The sequence below is a fragment of the Devosia sp. RR2S18 genome, assembly GCF_030177755.1.
GTDB classification, from domain to species: Bacteria; Pseudomonadota; Alphaproteobacteria; order Rhizobiales; family Devosiaceae; genus Devosia; species Devosia rhizosphaerae.
Map to the genome: position 1 here is coordinate 1700758 of NZ_CP126539.1, position 14868 is coordinate 1715625.

General features: G+C 61.2%; 15 protein-coding genes and 1 pseudogene. 9 read left to right on the forward strand and 7 right to left on the reverse strand.

The annotated features are described in order from the left end of the window. Positions 1-34: 34 nt before the first annotated feature. Together QOV41_RS08365 and QOV41_RS08370 are read right to left on the reverse strand one after the other, a co-directional pair. Positions 35-1828, reverse strand: coding sequence for a hypothetical protein (locus QOV41_RS08365; RefSeq protein WP_284580756.1), 1794 nt, complete (start codon positions 1826-1828; stop codon positions 35-37). 90 nt (positions 1829-1918) lie between these two features. Beyond that, positions 1919-2896: a hypothetical protein gene (locus QOV41_RS08370; protein ID WP_284580758.1), complete on the reverse strand. Its 978-nt coding sequence runs from the start codon at positions 2894-2896 to the stop codon at positions 1919-1921. Positions 2897-3089: 193 nt separating this feature from the next. On the opposite strand from QOV41_RS08370, the gene QOV41_RS08375 reads away from it, so the two are divergent. From QOV41_RS08375 to QOV41_RS08395, 5 genes are all read left to right on the forward strand, one after another. Next, positions 3090-3671, forward strand: coding sequence for a nitroreductase family protein (locus QOV41_RS08375; RefSeq protein ID WP_284580759.1), 582 nt, complete (start codon positions 3090-3092; stop codon positions 3669-3671). A gap of 56 nt (positions 3672-3727) precedes the next feature. After that, positions 3728-3976 (forward strand): hypothetical protein, encoded by a 249-nt coding sequence (locus QOV41_RS08380; protein WP_284580761.1) that lies wholly within the window; start codon positions 3728-3730, stop codon positions 3974-3976. A gap of 68 nt (positions 3977-4044) precedes the next feature. Beyond that, positions 4045-4854: a transglycosylase SLT domain-containing protein gene (locus QOV41_RS08385; protein ID WP_284580762.1), complete on the forward strand. Its 810-nt coding sequence runs from the start codon at positions 4045-4047 to the stop codon at positions 4852-4854. Positions 4855-4992: 138 nt separating this feature from the next. Further along, positions 4993-5148 (forward strand): hypothetical protein, encoded by a 156-nt coding sequence (locus QOV41_RS08390; protein WP_284580763.1) that lies wholly within the window; start codon positions 4993-4995, stop codon positions 5146-5148. A gap of 83 nt (positions 5149-5231) precedes the next feature. Then, on the forward strand, positions 5232-6431 hold the full coding sequence (locus tag QOV41_RS08395) for a DUF2336 domain-containing protein (RefSeq protein WP_284580764.1): 1200 nt from the start codon (positions 5232-5234) through the stop codon (positions 6429-6431). Positions 6432-6438: 7 nt separating this feature from the next. Here the strand turns inward: QOV41_RS08395 and QOV41_RS08400 are convergent, their stop codons facing one another. Next, on the reverse strand, positions 6439-7215 hold the full coding sequence (locus QOV41_RS08400) for an NAD kinase (protein WP_284580765.1): 777 nt from the start codon (positions 7213-7215) through the stop codon (positions 6439-6441). 101 nt (positions 7216-7316) lie between these two features. Between QOV41_RS08400 and QOV41_RS08405 the strand changes: the two genes are divergently transcribed. Further along, the gene (locus QOV41_RS08405) at positions 7317-7454 is read left to right on the forward strand and encodes a hypothetical protein (RefSeq protein ID WP_284580766.1); all 138 of its coding nucleotides are present in this window, start codon (positions 7317-7319) and stop codon (positions 7452-7454) included. Here QOV41_RS08405 and QOV41_RS08410 read toward each other — a convergent pair. Next, on the reverse strand, positions 7448-7945 hold the full coding sequence (locus tag QOV41_RS08410) for a CpsD/CapB family tyrosine-protein kinase (protein WP_284580768.1): 498 nt from the start codon (positions 7943-7945) through the stop codon (positions 7448-7450). The two genes, QOV41_RS08405 and QOV41_RS08410, sit on opposite strands and share 7 nt — an antisense overlap. 62 nt (positions 7946-8007) lie before the next feature. Continuing rightward, positions 8008-8664, reverse strand: a complete 657-nt coding sequence (locus QOV41_RS08415) for a hypothetical protein (protein WP_284580769.1) — start codon at positions 8662-8664, stop codon at positions 8008-8010. A gap of 664 nt (positions 8665-9328) precedes the next feature. On the opposite strand from QOV41_RS08415, the gene QOV41_RS08420 reads away from it, so the two are divergent. The 3 genes from QOV41_RS08420 (at position 9329) to QOV41_RS08430 (ending at position 13388) form a co-directional block, all read left to right on the forward strand. Further along, positions 9329-10672 (forward strand): UDP-glucose dehydrogenase family protein, encoded by a 1344-nt coding sequence (locus tag QOV41_RS08420; protein WP_284580771.1) that lies wholly within the window; start codon positions 9329-9331, stop codon positions 10670-10672. Continuing rightward, positions 10669-11703 carry an SDR family NAD(P)-dependent oxidoreductase gene (locus QOV41_RS08425; RefSeq protein ID WP_284580772.1) on the forward strand — a complete coding sequence of 345 codons (1035 nt, stop codon included), beginning with the start codon at positions 10669-10671 and terminating at the stop codon, positions 11701-11703. Before QOV41_RS08420 ends, QOV41_RS08425 begins: the two co-directional genes overlap by 4 nt. A gap of 605 nt (positions 11704-12308) precedes the next feature. Continuing rightward, entirely contained in the window at positions 12309-13388 is a 1080-nt protein-coding gene (locus QOV41_RS08430) for an IS5 family transposase (protein ID WP_284577058.1), read from the forward strand. A 707-nt stretch (positions 13389-14095) separates the two neighbouring features. Here QOV41_RS08430 and QOV41_RS08435 read toward each other — a convergent pair. Together QOV41_RS08435 and QOV41_RS19855 are read right to left on the reverse strand one after the other, a co-directional pair. Beyond that, positions 14096-14551, reverse strand: a complete 456-nt coding sequence (locus QOV41_RS08435) for a hypothetical protein (RefSeq protein WP_284580774.1) — start codon at positions 14549-14551, stop codon at positions 14096-14098. A 19-nt stretch (positions 14552-14570) separates the two neighbouring features. Next, a pseudogene (locus QOV41_RS19855) lies at positions 14571-14765 on the reverse strand (spike base protein, RCAP_Rcc01079 family); the annotation flags it as partial. Between the last annotated feature and the right edge of the window lie 103 nt (positions 14766-14868).

Here is a 14868-nt window from a genome sequence, read left to right on the forward strand (position 1 = left end):
ACGAAAAAGGGCCGCACGTAGCGGCCCTTCTGCGTTATTCGGCTGTGGCCTGGATGTTGACCTTGCCGATGAGGACGCTGGGGTCTTCCTCGGCTGCCACGAAGTCGGCGAGCCCCAGCCCCGGGTTTTTCTTCGCCGTCATGTTGATGGTCAGGTTCGTGGCGTCGCCGCTGACGAAGTCGCTGATGGCGCTGCCGACGTTCTGTGCTTCGGCTGCCCCAGCCAGAAGGCCGATAACGGTGCCCTGGGCAAGCCCGGCAAAGACCGGGCGCAGGGTCGCTGCGTCGGCGCCCTGTTCGGCCGCGACCTGCTCCATGATGATGTCGGAGAGACCAAAGTCGGTGACATCGAGATTGAGCTCATTGATCGCCACCTGCATGCTGGCGGCGAGAGCCTCGTTCTCGTCCACGGCGAAGAGGGCTTCGGTGGCGTTGGCGATCACACCTGAAAGGACAACACTGGCGAGGTCAGCGGCGCTGACCGAAACCTCGTCGATAGCGATGGTCTGTTCATCCTCGTTCCAGGAGGCCGCCAGCCGGAAGCCGGTATCGACTGAGGTAATCCCTAACGCCAACAGCTGTTGTACCGGCTCATCCTCGCTGTTTTGTGGCAGGTCGAAGACGAGGTTCTCAACCGTCGTCGAGACGTCGGTCGGGATGCCATTGAAATATTCGCCAAGGCTCAGGTCAAAGGCGCCGAGGCTCGCAACGATCCGAGCTCCCTCGACGTCGGGATCGGGAACATCGACTGCGACATCGCTGAAGGAAAAGCCTTCAAACGCTGGAATAAGGGCGCGTGCGTTTTCGGTGAACCACGCCTCGTCGACCATGTCGGGGATAGAAGCCAATGCGGCGAGCGGGGCCGACAGATCCATCTCCTTAAAGGTGAAGTTCCCCAGTGAGATGTAGCCATCATCTTCAACGGCGATCTCAATGCCGTCAACCGAGATAGCAGGGTAGGTGCCGGGCTGCATCTCGCCTATGGACATGCTGCCGATCGCGACATTTATCGGGCGATCCTCTTCGTCCACTCCGTCACAGCTGAAGCCGTCAAATTGGTACGCGTCCGATTCAAAGGCGGTGAAAAGTTCGGCGTACATGCGCAGGAACTGCCCCATCAGCTCGGGCGGTACCTCTTCGCCGGCTTCTTCCATGGTCTCCGCCAGGGCGACCAGTTCGAGCATGTTGAACGAGAGGGGCCGCGCGCGGAATTCCCCAGCTGAAACCGCGCCGATCTCGCAGGTGACGTCTTCGGCTGCGAAGGTTGCCCCATCAAATGACAGTTCGGAATAGATGGTCTGCATCTCAGAACTGCCGCTTTCAACGGCGCCATAGAAGGCCAGAAGCGCCGCGATATTGAAGTCGCTGCCGGTCAGGCTACCCATTCCGAAGCTGCCCATATCGCCTGAATCGGCACTCGCACCTGCCACGGCGACCGAGCCGGCAACGCCGTCCACCACATCGGTCAGCACGATGTCGGTGTAGGTGGTCGTGAAGCTGACGGGCTCGTCGTCAACAACCGTGTCGACGGTGACGGTAATCTCAGGAATGGTGATGCTGGTGGCATCGAGCGCTGCCAGATCGACCGCGTTGCTCAGGATCTCGCCGCTGAAGATTTCCCGCAGGGTGCCTTCATCAAGGCTGGAGTCAACGGTCTCAATCGTAGGGATGTCGACGCTGATCTCGTTGGCGCTTGGCGCTGTGGTTTCAGTGGTGGTCTTGTTTTTGACCTTCTGAGCAAAGGCCGTGCCCGCAGGCAGCGCAACACTCAGAAGGACAGCCGCAGCGAGTGCGGCGAGTCCCGGCCGAGACTGAATACGCGTCAGCATCGTCTATTCTCCCGTTTGGACGAGGCGGCAATCTGCTGCATCGGCACTCGCGCTTCAATAGACAAAGCGCAAGGAGACTTGTGCCCGATACTAATAGACGGCGGTAAGCACTTCGATTTCGCGGGGGGAGCCGGGCTGCACCTGGAATTCGCGGTTGAATACCTGCTCTCCGCGTTTGGCGAGCACCACGTAGTCACCCTCGGCGAGCACGGTAGCCGGAAACGCGCCGAGTTCGGAGAATATTGTCTCTCCAGCCGCATTCTGCACAGTCCAGTCCACGTCGGCAATTGCCTCCCCACCTTCTTCCGAAACCAGTTTGAAGGACACTTGGCTGGCGTGATGAAAGAGAGTGGCGTCGGTCAATTGCCCCGGCTCGACGCGCAGGTCAGCGCGGACAACGGCATTGATCGTGCCGAAACGCGAGACGATGTGGTAGGTGCCGGCCGTTAACGTGACAATCTCATTGGCCGAGAGACCTTCGGCAATAAGGGTGCGAGTGGCTTCATCGCCGCCGGTATAGACGTCAAAAGTGAGCAGCGGCGGCGGAATGGGTATGTCGCCGGTGACCGCCGAGTTAAGGCGCAGGGCGCCCGCCTGAAGCACGAAGCTCCTGTTGTTCTGACCGGGAACGATGGTGACGGTCTCGCTGATCTGGGCGCGCCCATAGGCGGCGTGTACGACGTATTCGCCGGGCGGGAGCTCGAGACTGGCAACAGCGTCGTCGGACTTCGCAACAAGGGCCAGTTCACCGCTTGCGTCAGGCTCTGTTTCGAAGATGCGCCAGACGACGCCATCGGGAATGGCTTCGCCGCCTTCGGTGATCGTGGCGGAAAAAGAGACCGGCTGAGGTGCTGAGACCGCCGCAGAAATGGCGGCGGTGGCAGGTGTATCGCTGGAGCCCGCTGGAGCCGCCGTGCCGCCGTCCGAGAGTGTCGCTGGGTCGGGGCGGGGTCGGGGGAGGGGTGGCATCGCCTGGGCATCCTGCGCCAGCACTGGTGCAATAGAAGCAAAGGCGGCGGAAAGCGAGGCCAGGGCAAGCAACAGCACAAAAACGGGTCGCAAGCGCATCGGGTCTCCTGGCGTCTCCGCTGAATCGGAACATGGCCTAAGCGGCCAATGGGGAAAAGCTGTGTCATACCGCAGGCAGGATGAAAACAGCTGCGTTCTCCACATGCCTAAATTTGCCGTGCTCGGCAAGCAGAGCTGGCCCTGGGCGGGAGGAATGCGCTAACCCTCTCCGCGAAAAAAGGAGCCGAACTTCATGCCTGCGAACATTGCCCTGCGTGACTATCTGCTGACCCGGCGTTCTGTCGGCATTGCCTTTCTGCAGGAGCCGGGGCCCAGCGACGCCGAACTGGAGCAGATCCTGACCATCGGCACGCGGGTGCCCGATCACGGCAAGCTTGCGCCCTGGCGCCTGGTGCTGATCCGGAGCGAGAACCGCGCGGCGGCGGGCAAGAAGCTAGCGGAGATCGCACATCGCAGGAATCCAGAGATGGATGAGGCATCGCTCGCGGTCGAGGAGAACAGGTTCCTCCCGGCGCCGCTGACCATCATGGTGGTTTCCGCGCCCAAGGAGCACCCGACCATACCGCCGCTGGAGCAGTTGCTCTCGGCGGGGAATGTCGCCTTCAATCTCGTGCATGCCGCCTACGCCCTCGGCTTTGCCGCATCCTGGGTCACGCGCTGGTATGCCTTCGACGAGGAGGCTGCGACAATGCTGGGTGCCGGGCCGGGGGAGCAGGTGGTAGGCTTTATTCATATGGGCACGCCGACAGCCAGCATCGAGGATCGGCCACGGCCGGATCTCAGCACGGTGGTCAACGAGTGGATGACCCGCTAGTTCTGCAACATTCTGCCTTCGCCCCGCGTTCCCCTGGCGGGTAGGAGGAGGCAGCAATGACTGCACAACATTATATCGTGGCCCGGCATGAAGGACAGTGGAAGGTGAGCTTTCACGGGACCGATCAGGGGCCATTTCCGAGCAAGGACGAGGCTGTCGAAGTTGCAATCACCGACGCGCAGACACTGCACGAACGTGGGCTCGACGTGGAGGTTCTGGTTCAGGACATCGACTCAAGTTTCCGTACCGCCTGGTCTTCCAAGCCGGGCGGCGGTGAAGCAGAGGACCTGGGCAGCACGGCCTGACATGGTTAACGAGGGGTTAACCCTGCCGGGGTGAAAATCGGCAGAACGATTCTGCGGATAGAATACCTATGGGCGTACAGCCGATCTCCGTCCCACAGAGCCTGGCTCATGTGCTGACCTCTGCGGGCGATCGCAGCGGCGTGGATTTCGACTATCTGCTGCAGACTGCCATCCGCGAGAGCAGCCTCAATCCGCAAGCCAAGGCACAAACCTCGTCGGCGACGGGACTCTTCCAGTTTCTTGAAAGCACCTGGCTGCAGGTCATCAAGCAGGAAGGACCGCGGCTGGGCTATGGCGAAATTGCCCAGCATGTGGAGCGGACCGGGGGCGGCGACTACGTGGTGCGCGATCCGCAGTTGCGGGCGCAGATCCTCGATATGCGGAAAGATCCGCAAATGGCAGCCGATCTAGCCGCAGCCTTCACAAAGTCGAACGGGGACTACCTCCAGCAGCGGTTCGGTCGCATGCCAAGTGCCGGAGAACTCTACATCGCGCATTTCCTGGGGGCGCAGGGCGCGGAGCGTATGTTTCAGGCGGGCCTGCAGAACCCTGACCAGATTGCGGCCGAACTCTTTCCCCGGCAAGCCGATGCCAACCGCTCGATCTTCTATAATGGAGGGCAGCCGCGGACCATCCGCGAAGTCTATCGTGTGCTCGTTGCCAAGCATGAGGGGGGCGGTGTTGACGCAAGTTTTGCGGCCCAGCAGATGACGGGCGAGAGTGTTGCGCCAGAACTGCCAGTGGTGCCGTCGCGCTTTTCCCAGGAGAACATGTCGTTCACGGGCCTGTTCAAGACCGAGGCGGAACTGCCGGAGGAGGGTGCCAACACCGAGGGTGGCGAAGGGAGTGCCTTCTTCACGCAGCTCTATGTGCGTTAAGGTTTTGGTTGCCATGGCATATAACGGGCGGCGGAAAGCTGGCAGATCGATACAATTGTAGCAAACCGGGCAAGGGTCTGTTGAGGGAGGCGGCGCTTAGTGAGGGCAGCGAAACCGAATTCGCCCAAGGAGCACGAGATGCACGACGGCATCGTCCCAGCAGAGAGCGCAACCAGCACGACCATTCCGCGCGGCTGGATCATCCTGGGTGCGGCTGTGACGAGCTGGGCGCTGGTGCTGAGCGTCGGCGCTGGCGCAACGCAGCTGTTTGGGTATGTGGCAAGCGCCATCTAGCAGCCAATGGGTTACCAGACATGGTGAACCGTTCCTTAAGCCTTGCTGCATAGAGTGTTCTCTGCCGATGTGCGGAGAGCGGAATGGTTGCTTATCAGGAGTTCGTGTCACTTTCCCGGTCGCCAGACAGCGAGGAGAGGGGCAAGGCCGCGCACCTAGCCGCCTACGCTTATCTTAATCATGTGGGGCCGGCTGATGAACACGCGGCACTCTACGCCGCCCTTTTTGGCTTCCTCGATGACCCATCGGTAAAGGTGCGAGCGGCACTTGCCTATGGCTTGCTGCACTCGAGCGAAGCACCTCGCACGATCATGCTGGCGCTGCTTCGGGATAGTGCCATCATCTCGCGTGCCGTGGCGCAGTATTCTCCGGTGTTCATCGACGCCGACTTAATGGGGCTGATCCGAAGCGCTGACTTGCCTATGCTGACTGCACTGGCACAGCGCGCGAACATGAGCGAACGGGTGGCGGAGGCGCTGGTCGGACGCGAAGACCCTCAGCTGACACTCCGTCTCCTGCGGCGAGGAGACATCATACTTGGCGGGATGCTGCTGCAGCGACTAGCGGGTGATTTCGGCTCGGACGCAGCGATGCGTGGGGCGCTGCTGTCGCGCGCGGACCTGCCCGCCGCGGCACGGCTGCTGCTGGTGCAAAAGGTTGCCGAAGACCTGCGGCAAGCCCGCGTCGTCAAGGGGGCCTTGGCGGAGGAGCGGCTCGGCCGCGTGCTACGCGACAGCACCGATACAGCCGTGTCGGTGATTGGCGAGAAAGAGGCTGCGAAGGCCCAGGCTGACTATGTGACCGACCTTGTCGGCTCGGAGCGCCTAAACACAAGGGTGCTGCTGCATGCGGTGGTGACCGGTCATGTGCTGTTCTTTGCCGATTGCCTTGCCGAACTGGCGCAGACGCCCCGGCACAAGGTGTTCACCCTGCTTGAACATGGCAGCCGGCCCGCGCTCAACGCCTTGTTGGCACGCTGCGGACTGGGTGAGGGCGTGCGCAACCTCCTGGCGCGATTGGTGCTGCATGCACGTGCGAGCGATCTCGCCGATGATGTGGCGGCGCGGCATTATGTCGTGACTGCGCTGACCGAAGAGCTGATTGCTGAACACGCGGGTGCCATTCCCCCCGAGCTGGAAGAGGCATTCGCCTATCTCAGCGAGCAGAACGTCGTCTTGGCGCGCAAGGCGGCGCGCGGCGTAATGAGGGCGTTCGCCGAAGAGGCCACCGTGCCGATGGCGGCCATGAAGCTCGAGCACCAATTGGCACTACCTGCAGCCTGAGCTTCGACTAGAAGCGGAACTGCTCGCTCAAGACGCGCTCTTCCAGGCTGGTGCCGGGATCAAAGAGCAGGGTCACGCCGTGGGAGCGGTCCTCGCGCACCGTCACCTCGAGGATGTTCTGGAACTCGACGTTGTCGGCCACGGCGCTCACAGGACGCTTGCTTGCTTCCCGCGTGATGAACTTGACGATGGCCCGGTTGGACAGGATCGCACCGCGCCAGCGACGCGGCCGGAACGGTGAGATCGGCGTTAGTGCCAGCAGTTGCGCTTCGATGGGGAGAATGGGGCCGTGAGCGGAAAGATTGTAGGCGGTGGAGCCGGCGGGCGTTGAAAGCAGCACTCCGTCGCAGATCAGTTCCTCCATCCGCGTCTCCCCATCCACGATGATCTGGATCTTGGCGGCCTGATAGGTGGATCGAAACAGCGAAACTTCATTGAGCGCCAGCGCACTATGGGTGCCGCCCCCCGTGTCGAGCGCCTGCATCGCCAGGGGGTAGATGCGGGTGTGCTGCACCTGTGCCAGGCGTTGATCGAGGTGGTCTTCGGAGAAGGTGTTCATCATGAACCCGACGGTGCCGAAGTTCATGCCATAGACGGGAATGCCCCTGTCCATAACCTTGTGCAACGTCTGAAGCATGAGCCCGTCGCCACCCAAGGCGACCACGACGTTTGCTTCGCTGAGCGAGTGGTCGCCATAGCGCAGGCGTAGACGCGCCGCAGCAGCATCGGCATCGAAAGTGCCATTCGTCACGAAGCAGATGCGATCAACGGCAAAGTCCGGCACGGATGCACTCCACTGAATGGGCGTGCTTGCCTATCACGGCTTTGTCGGGGGAGCCAGCATCAGCCACACCGGCTTCAGTAAGGCTTACCTGGCGCTTCCTGATGATTGAGTACACCGACGACCTTAACAGCTTCGAGCTTGGATGCGTTGAGGATCTCAACGGCACGCCGCATCTCGGATTGGGCGGTGGTGACCGCACGTACGACGAAGACAATGAGGTCGGCGAAGAGCGTCAGTAGATTCCGTCGACAGCACGGGCGAGCGGTGGAGTATCGAGGATGATGATATCGAAAGACTTGCGTGCCGCTGCCATCAGCCGCTGGAAAGCGCACCCGGCGATCAGTTGATCGGTGGGGAAGTCGCTGGCTTGCGAGCCAACCAAGACAGTCAGTCCGGTGCTTTCATCACGTCCGACGATGGCACTCATGCGATCTTCCAGAAAATCGTCGGAGAGAAGATTCTTCAGGCCATATTGCGGGGCGATATCGAGATGGTGCGCAACGCTGGGCTTGCGCAGTTCGCGATCGATCAGGAGCTTGCGCTGGCCTGCGAGTGCATAGGCGCGGGCTAGCGACAGGGCCACCGTGGTCTTATCTTCGCCCGCCGATGAAGAGGTCACCATGATGATATGGCCGCCGCTGGCTCCCGTCGGATGCCGACGCAGCACCTGGTCGACACTGGCTCGCACCCGCCTAACGGCCTCTTCGAAGACGGAGAGGGGCGCATGCATCAAAGCATCCGAAATGCTGCGGTGCTCTGCCCGCCCAGGGCGGTGGCGCGGCATGGAGACCATCAGGCGCGATCCCAGAACTGCCGACGCTTGGCCTTCGGTGATGATGCCGCCGATGAAACGCTCATAAAGTGCGGCAAGAGCCAGCCCGAGACCCGCAGCCCAAGTACCGAGAGGACTAGCAGAAGCGGCCGGTTTGGGCCCGAAGGCGTACCTGGCGGCAAGGCGGGGGCGGCGATTCGGCTGTCGGCAAAGCTGGAGAGATGCTTCCGCCTGGAGCTGTTGGGATCTTGCAAGGAGAGAGCCTGATAATGGCGGCGCGCCAGTTCGGAAGATTGCTGCAGGGTCGAGAGTGCCGCCAGTTGTGCGTTGAGGCTCGCCTGCTCAGCGGCATTTTGGGAAGCGGCGAGGCGTTCGAGCAAACCTTGACGCGAACTCTCCAGTTGTGCCGCTGCCTGTTCGGCAACAAGTACAGGTCCCAAGTGCGGCCATAGCTGCGGACTGGCAGGGTCGAGGGTGCCCGCACTCGAGCTTTCCTGCCAAGTGGCACCGATGTAAGCCGAGAGAGCGTCGCGTGATCGCGTGGCGCTGGCGATCTTCGAGGTCAACTGGTTGTCGATGTCCGTTTGCGCAATGGAGTTGGCTATCCGAGCAGCCTTTTTGGGATCCTCCGAGCGTACGCTGATCGTAATCAGAAAGGTGAGACCCCGGCGCTGCACGCTGGTACGGGCGAACAGCTTGCCGAGGGCTCGCTGCAGAACCTGCTCTTCACTTCTGAATTCCGGCGCCCAGTGATAGGGGGCAGCAGAGTTTGGATGAAACCGCTGCTGCCGCCAAATTCCGGATCGGTCATCAGGTTCTGCTCTTTGAGCACCGCCAAAAGCACGTGATCGGATTTGGCGAGTTCGACCTCGCCGTCCACACGGGAATTTTCCAAACCACTCGGACCATAGTCTCGCTCGGGCGCAAGGACACTTCGCGCAGTCGGGTCGACCATGACGATAACACTCGCCGTGTACATATCGGACTATTGACGACAGCGATGATCGCAAGAGCCAGCAGCAGGATCGCCGTGCCGAAAATTATGCGGAATTGCCGCCGAACCAGGCTGCCCCCTCCGCAAGTCAGACACAGCGTCCATGGCAGACCTTCTATGCGGAGGGTGCAGGTGGAAGTGAAGTAACAGGGTATCTGAAATCTGATACGGCAAACTACTGATGTCACATAATTCTTATCAGCGTGCCGCGAGTTCTTCCAAATACCGTGAGCAGGTGAGTGCGTCGCTTGCGGCGGAGGTCGGCAAGGGAAACCATACCGACACAGGGTTCTAGTCACAAAGGGTACTCTCCTTTAGGAAGAGCACACCAATTGTGAGGGACTGCCATGAAGATTGCCGTTGTTGGGTCTGGTTATGTTGGTCTGGTCAGCGGGGCGTGCTTTGCAGACTTCGGTCACGAAGTGACCTGCATCGACCTCGACGAGCGCAAGATCACAGCGCTGAACAATGGCGAGATACCAATCTTCGAGCCGGGGCTGGAGCAGTTGGTCGCCGACAACAAGGCGGCCGGGCGGCTGTCCTTCACCACGAGCCTCGACGAGGCTGTTGCTGGCGCCCAGGTGGTGTTCATTTCGGTGGGCACGCCGTCGCGACGCGGCGATGGCCATGCTGATCTCAGCTATGTCTATGCAGCGGCAGCCTCGATCGCCAAGGCGGTGACCGGCTTCACCGTCGTGGTGACCAAATCCACCGTGCCGGTAGGAACCGGTGACGAGGTAGAGCGCATCATCCGCGAAACTAATCCGCAGGCAGATGTGGTGGTGGTCTCCAACCCCGAGTTCCTGCGCGAAGGCGCTGCCATCGAGGACTTCAAGCGCCCCGACCGGATTGTAGTTGGGATCGAGGACGAGCGCGCGCGCGAGGTGATGTCGGAAGTCTACCGCCCGCTTTATCTTAACCAGGCGCCGCTCCTGTTCACCGGCCGTCGCACGGCTGAATTGACCAAGTATGCCGCCAATGCGTTCCTCGCCATGAAGATCACCTTCATCAACGAGGTCGCCGACCTTTGCGAGCGCGTCGGCGCCGACGTGCAGGACGTGGCGCGGGGTATCGGCCTCGACAATCGCATCGGTTCGAAGTTCCTCAATGCCGGTCCTGGCTATGGTGGCTCGTGCTTCCCCAAGGATACGCTAGCCATGGTCAAGACCGGCCAGGACTATGACAGCCCACTGCGGCTGGTGGAGACCACCATCTCCATCAACGACCAGCGCAAGCGCGCCATGGGCCGCAAGATCATTGCCGCCTGTGGTGGCGATGTACGCGGCAAGACCATCGGCTTGCTTGGTCTTACCTTTAAGCCCAATACCGACGACATGCGCGACGCGCCCGCCATTGCCATTGTGCAGACCCTGGTGGATGCCGGAGCCAAGGTGCGGGGCTATGACCCCGAGGGGATGCAGGCGGCCAGACACGTGCTCGAGAACATCGAGTACGGGACCGACGCTTATGATGTGGCGAGCGGAGCCGATGCGCTGGTGCTGGTCACCGAGTGGAACGCTTTCCGTTCGCTCGATTTTGATCGGGCGCGCAGCGTCATGAACAGTCCCGTGCTGGTGGACCTGCGCAATGTCTATCGTCGCAAAGAAGTCGAGGCGAAGGGCTTCACCTACTACAGCATCGGCAAGCCAGCGCGCGCCGAAGCTGCGGGCGTGGCGCAAGCTGCCGAATGAAGGCACTAGTTACTGGATCGGCGGGCTTTGTGGGGTTCCACCTCGCCCGCCGCTTGTTGGCTGAGGGGCATGAGGTTCTCGGCTATGACGGTATGTCGGCCTATTACGATGTCGAGCTGAAGCGCCGACGCCATGCCATTCTCCGTCAGGAGGCGCGGTTCACCGCCGTCGAGGCCATGCTGGAGGACAAGGCAGAGCTCGACCGGGCTGTTGCGGACTTCCAGCCCGACATGGTGTTTCATCTCGCCGCACAGGCTGGGGTGCGCTATTCTATCGAGCAACCCGAGACCTATGTCAGCTCGAACCTGGTGGGCACCTTCAATCTGCTTGAGGCCATGCGGGCGCATCCGCCGCAGCACCTGCTGATCGCTTCCACTTCATCGGTCTATGGCGGCAATGAACAGATGCCGTTCGGCGAAGTGGACCGGACGGACTTCCCGATCTCCTTTTATGCCGCAACCAAGAAGGCCTGCGAGGCGATGTCGCATTCCTATGCGCATCTCTATGCGATCCCGACCACCTGCTTCCGGTTCTTCACGGTGTTTGGGCCGTGGGGCCGGCCCGACATGGCGCTGTTCAAGTTCGTGGACGCGATCGAGAAGGGCGAACCTATCGACATCTACGGCATGGGCCAGATGCGGCGGGACTTCACCTATATCGATGACCTGATCGAAGGCATTGTGCGGCTGATGGATGTGGTGCCCGTTGCGGGGCAGCCGGTGCAGGTGGAGGGAGTGACGGATTCTCTTTCGCCTGTCGCACCCTGGCGCGTGGTCAACATTGCGGGGGGCGAACCCACCGGACTGCTCGACTTTGTCACTGCCGTCGAGGCGGCGATGGGCATGCCGGCCAAGCGCAATATGCTGCCACGCCAGCAAGGCGACGTGGTGGATACATTTGCCGACGAGAATTTGTTAGCGGCGCTGACCAAATTTGTACCGCAAACAGACCTCGCCACCGGCGTGCGCGCCTTCGTTGCATGGTATAGGCACTACAAGTCTGGCCGAGCGAAAGTAAGGCGCCGCGCTTAGTCGCTGTCGTGGTGCAATTTTTCTCTGAGTACGTATTTACCTCTAGTATAGCCGACTAGAGGCGAAACTTGCGCCGGGCTCCAATCCGAAGGCGTATTGTATTGAAGATATTGATTGTCGGCCTCAACTATGCACCCGAGTGCATGGGGATCAGCGTCTATACAACGGGTTTGGCAGAGGCGCTTGCTGCTGCGGGGAACGAAGTTAAAGTCATCGCCGGCGTGCCATATTACCCGCGTTGGCAAGTGTTCCAAGTGGTGGGACGGCCTGGACCGATCCGGCACTTGAAGATGGTGTGTCGATACAGCGGGTGCGGCACTACTTGCCGCATAGACCTAGCGGCCTCGGACGACTGCTCCATCACTTTAGCTTTGCGGCCAACACCCTCCTGCCGGCGGTGTTGGCGGCCCGCTCCATGCGTCCGGACGTCGTGTTCACGGTGGCGCCTTCCTTAGCTTCAGCTCCAATAGCCAAATTGGCGGCAATTCTCTGCGGCGCCCGCGCTTGGCTGCATTTCCAGGATTTCGAGCTGGAGACCCGCAAAAACTCTCGCAGCATCGATGCTATCGTGATTCACTGATGTCGCCCGATCATGGAGCTGCATCATGGACCCACACTCGCTGTTCAGTCTCAACGATCATCTTGAGGCGCTGAGTCAGCATGGCGATCCGCTCGAGGTGTTGGAGCAGACGGTAGACTTTGAGTACTTCCGGTCTTGGCTGGTCGAAGGGCTGGGTTATGGCGATGGCAGCAAGGGTGGCCGCCCTCCGTTCGATCCGGTAGCCATGTTCAAGATACTGATCCTGCAAGCCCAGCACAACTTATCCGATGCCCGCATGGAGTTCATGATCCGGGATCGGCTCAGCTGGATGCGGTTCCTGGGGTTCTCGCTCGGTGACCGCACCCCCGATGAGAACACCATTCGCCATTTCCGCAACCGGATGACCGAGACCGGCACGCTCAAGCGGGTGATGAAGGCGTTCGACTGGCAACTGCACAAGAAGGGCTACATCCCTATGTCGGGGCAGATCGTCGACGCCTCCCTGGTGCCTGCGCCCAAGCAGCGCAACACCGATGGCGAGCGGGACGCCATCAAGGCTGGCAAGACGGCACAGGAGATATGGCCTGACGAGCCGGCCAAGGCGGCGCAGAAGGATACCGATGCGCGCTGGACGCTCAAGATTGGCGGCAGGGTGCGGTATCGGCCAGATGGCACGCCGTTGCCCATGATCGCGCTGCCGGTGTTCGGATACAAAAGCCATATCAGCATCGACCGGCGCTATGGCTTCATCCGGGCCGCTGCCGTGACCTCGGCCAATCATCCCGATGGACGCATGCTGCGCCAGGTCATCGACCGACAAAACACTGGCAGCGAAGTCTGGGCCGACAGCGCCTACCGCTCACAGAGCAACGAGGCTTGGCTCGCCGACCGCATGCTGACCAGCCGCATCCATCGGCGCAAGCCCAAGGGCAAATCGATGCCGATCGCGACCGCCAGAGCCAACGCGGCCAAGTCTGCGATCCGTGCCAAGGTCGAGCATGTCTTTGCCCATCAGAAAAACCGGTTCGGCCTGTTCATCCGCACCATCGGCATCACCAGAGCCGAAGCCAAACTCACCTTGGCCAATCTCGCCTACAACTTCGACCGCCTGATCTTCCACGAAAGGTGCGTTGCCAAGGCATGAGTCCGCCCGAAGCACCTCGAAAACGCCTCCATGGGTCGCCACCCAGGGCCGAAGCCCTAGCCCGACACTGAACTCAGCCAGCACTCATGGAAAAGCTGGGGCTCACCAAAGCAGTTTTTGCGGGTCTCCAGCTTGAGGCGGCTATAGCAACTGGTCTGCTGCGCGAGGGTCGTGTCTGCCGGCTGGGGAGAGCCGTTGAGTGCCTCACCATCCTGATGTTTGACACGGTGAGTACTATCTCATCCGCAGATGTGCCGGAAACTTGCCGAGAAGGGCGTGCTTGCCCATCGAATTGTGCAACTGCGCAACTGGGCTGATCTGGAGCGGGTGCAGCCACTGGATGGGCCTTCCAGGTACCGATCCGAATGGAATATTGCGACGCCGCATGTGGTGCTCTACTCCGGCAGCCTTGGGCTGAAGCAAGGAATGGACACCTTGTTAGAGGTGGCGCGATGCCTCTACCGACGCGAAGATTTGACCTTTGTCATCTGTGGGGAAGGGCCGGACCGCCGCGCCTTGGAAGAGGCGCGGTGGGACTATCCCGGGTTCAGTTCCATGATCTGCAGCCCACTGAAAACCTCCCGCAATTGCTGGGACTCGCGACAGTGCACCTCTTGCCGAGGTTCACCTGAGCGCCCGTGCCGAGCCGGAAGGTCGTCACCACCGGCATTGCTGTGGCGACGACGTTTGCAGTGCTGCCCGCGTCCTTAACTGCGGCGTGGAAGGTCTTGGACTGCGCTGACTGGCTGGAGCGGATGGCCCAGCCGCGCCGCCGCCATCGTGCCGATGTCCGATAATGTGGTGCCGTTGGCGATGGCGAATACCCGCACCACTTGGGAGGAGATGTCTCGTCGTACTCTCAGGCAGTTGGTGCCATCGTCGAGTGAGTAGAGCACCTCGTTGCCCGTTGGGTGCTCCGCCACAAGTGCGTCGACCCGGACCTGCACCGAAGCGTCCGTCCAGGGAAAGGTGACGGGTCCACTGACCACGGCGCCTCCGATAGCGTTGAGAAACGCTCCTAGAGTGGCGAACTGGCGTCCATCCCGCCAAAAGCGATTGCCGGCAAAGTCGAGGTGAGGGCGGCCTGGTCCTCCCACCAGCGATCGCGGAACCGGATTGCCGCTGTAACCCCCGATTGCCGCAACACCAAGCAAACCGCCCATGGTCAGCACAGCCCAAGAGATAAGTGGCGGTGGTTGCCGCGAGAACTTTCCGTACCCCCAGCGGCAGGAGCGTTCCGCCGGGCACCGCCTTCAATGTGACCTCGCCGCCCCACGCCATCTCCACGGCAAGATCACCTCCCGCGCCAACATTAATCGCGCGCGTGATTTCTTGTAGATTGTTAGTGTCGGATGGCACGAACTCATATCCCGAGATGGCTGGGCCAGTGTCGCTAAGCGCCTATTCTCAAACCGGTCCATTTCAACCTCCAATATTGCCCACCTAGGGTAATGGAGGTCCGCACCGCGGGGATGAGCGG

Coding starts and splice junctions, on each gene's coding strand:
- QOV41_RS08365 (WP_284580756.1), bottom strand. CDS start 1,828: ATGCTGACGCGTATTCAGTCTCGGCCGGGACTCGCCGCACTCGCTGCG.
- QOV41_RS08435 (WP_284580774.1), bottom strand. CDS start 14,551: ATGGGCGGTTTGCTTGGTGTTGCGGCAATCGGGGGTTACAGCGGCAAT.
- QOV41_RS08405 (WP_284580766.1), top strand. CDS start 7,317: ATGATTGAGTACACCGACGACCTTAACAGCTTCGAGCTTGGATGCGTT.
- QOV41_RS08420 (WP_284580771.1), top strand. CDS start 9,329: ATGAAGATTGCCGTTGTTGGGTCTGGTTATGTTGGTCTGGTCAGCGGG.
- QOV41_RS08370 (WP_284580758.1), bottom strand. CDS start 2,896: ATGCGCTTGCGACCCGTTTTTGTGCTGTTGCTTGCCCTGGCCTCGCTT.
- QOV41_RS08375 (WP_284580759.1), top strand. CDS start 3,090: ATGCCTGCGAACATTGCCCTGCGTGACTATCTGCTGACCCGGCGTTCT.
- QOV41_RS08425 (WP_284580772.1), top strand. CDS start 10,669: ATGAAGGCACTAGTTACTGGATCGGCGGGCTTTGTGGGGTTCCACCTC.
- QOV41_RS08390 (WP_284580763.1), top strand. CDS start 4,993: ATGCACGACGGCATCGTCCCAGCAGAGAGCGCAACCAGCACGACCATT.
- QOV41_RS08410 (WP_284580768.1), bottom strand. CDS start 7,945: ATGCATGCGCCCCTCTCCGTCTTCGAAGAGGCCGTTAGGCGGGTGCGA.
- QOV41_RS08395 (WP_284580764.1), top strand. CDS start 5,232: ATGGTTGCTTATCAGGAGTTCGTGTCACTTTCCCGGTCGCCAGACAGC.
- QOV41_RS08385 (WP_284580762.1), top strand. CDS start 4,045: ATGGGCGTACAGCCGATCTCCGTCCCACAGAGCCTGGCTCATGTGCTG.
- QOV41_RS08430 (WP_284577058.1), top strand. CDS start 12,309: ATGGACCCACACTCGCTGTTCAGTCTCAACGATCATCTTGAGGCGCTG.
- QOV41_RS08380 (WP_284580761.1), top strand. CDS start 3,728: ATGACTGCACAACATTATATCGTGGCCCGGCATGAAGGACAGTGGAAG.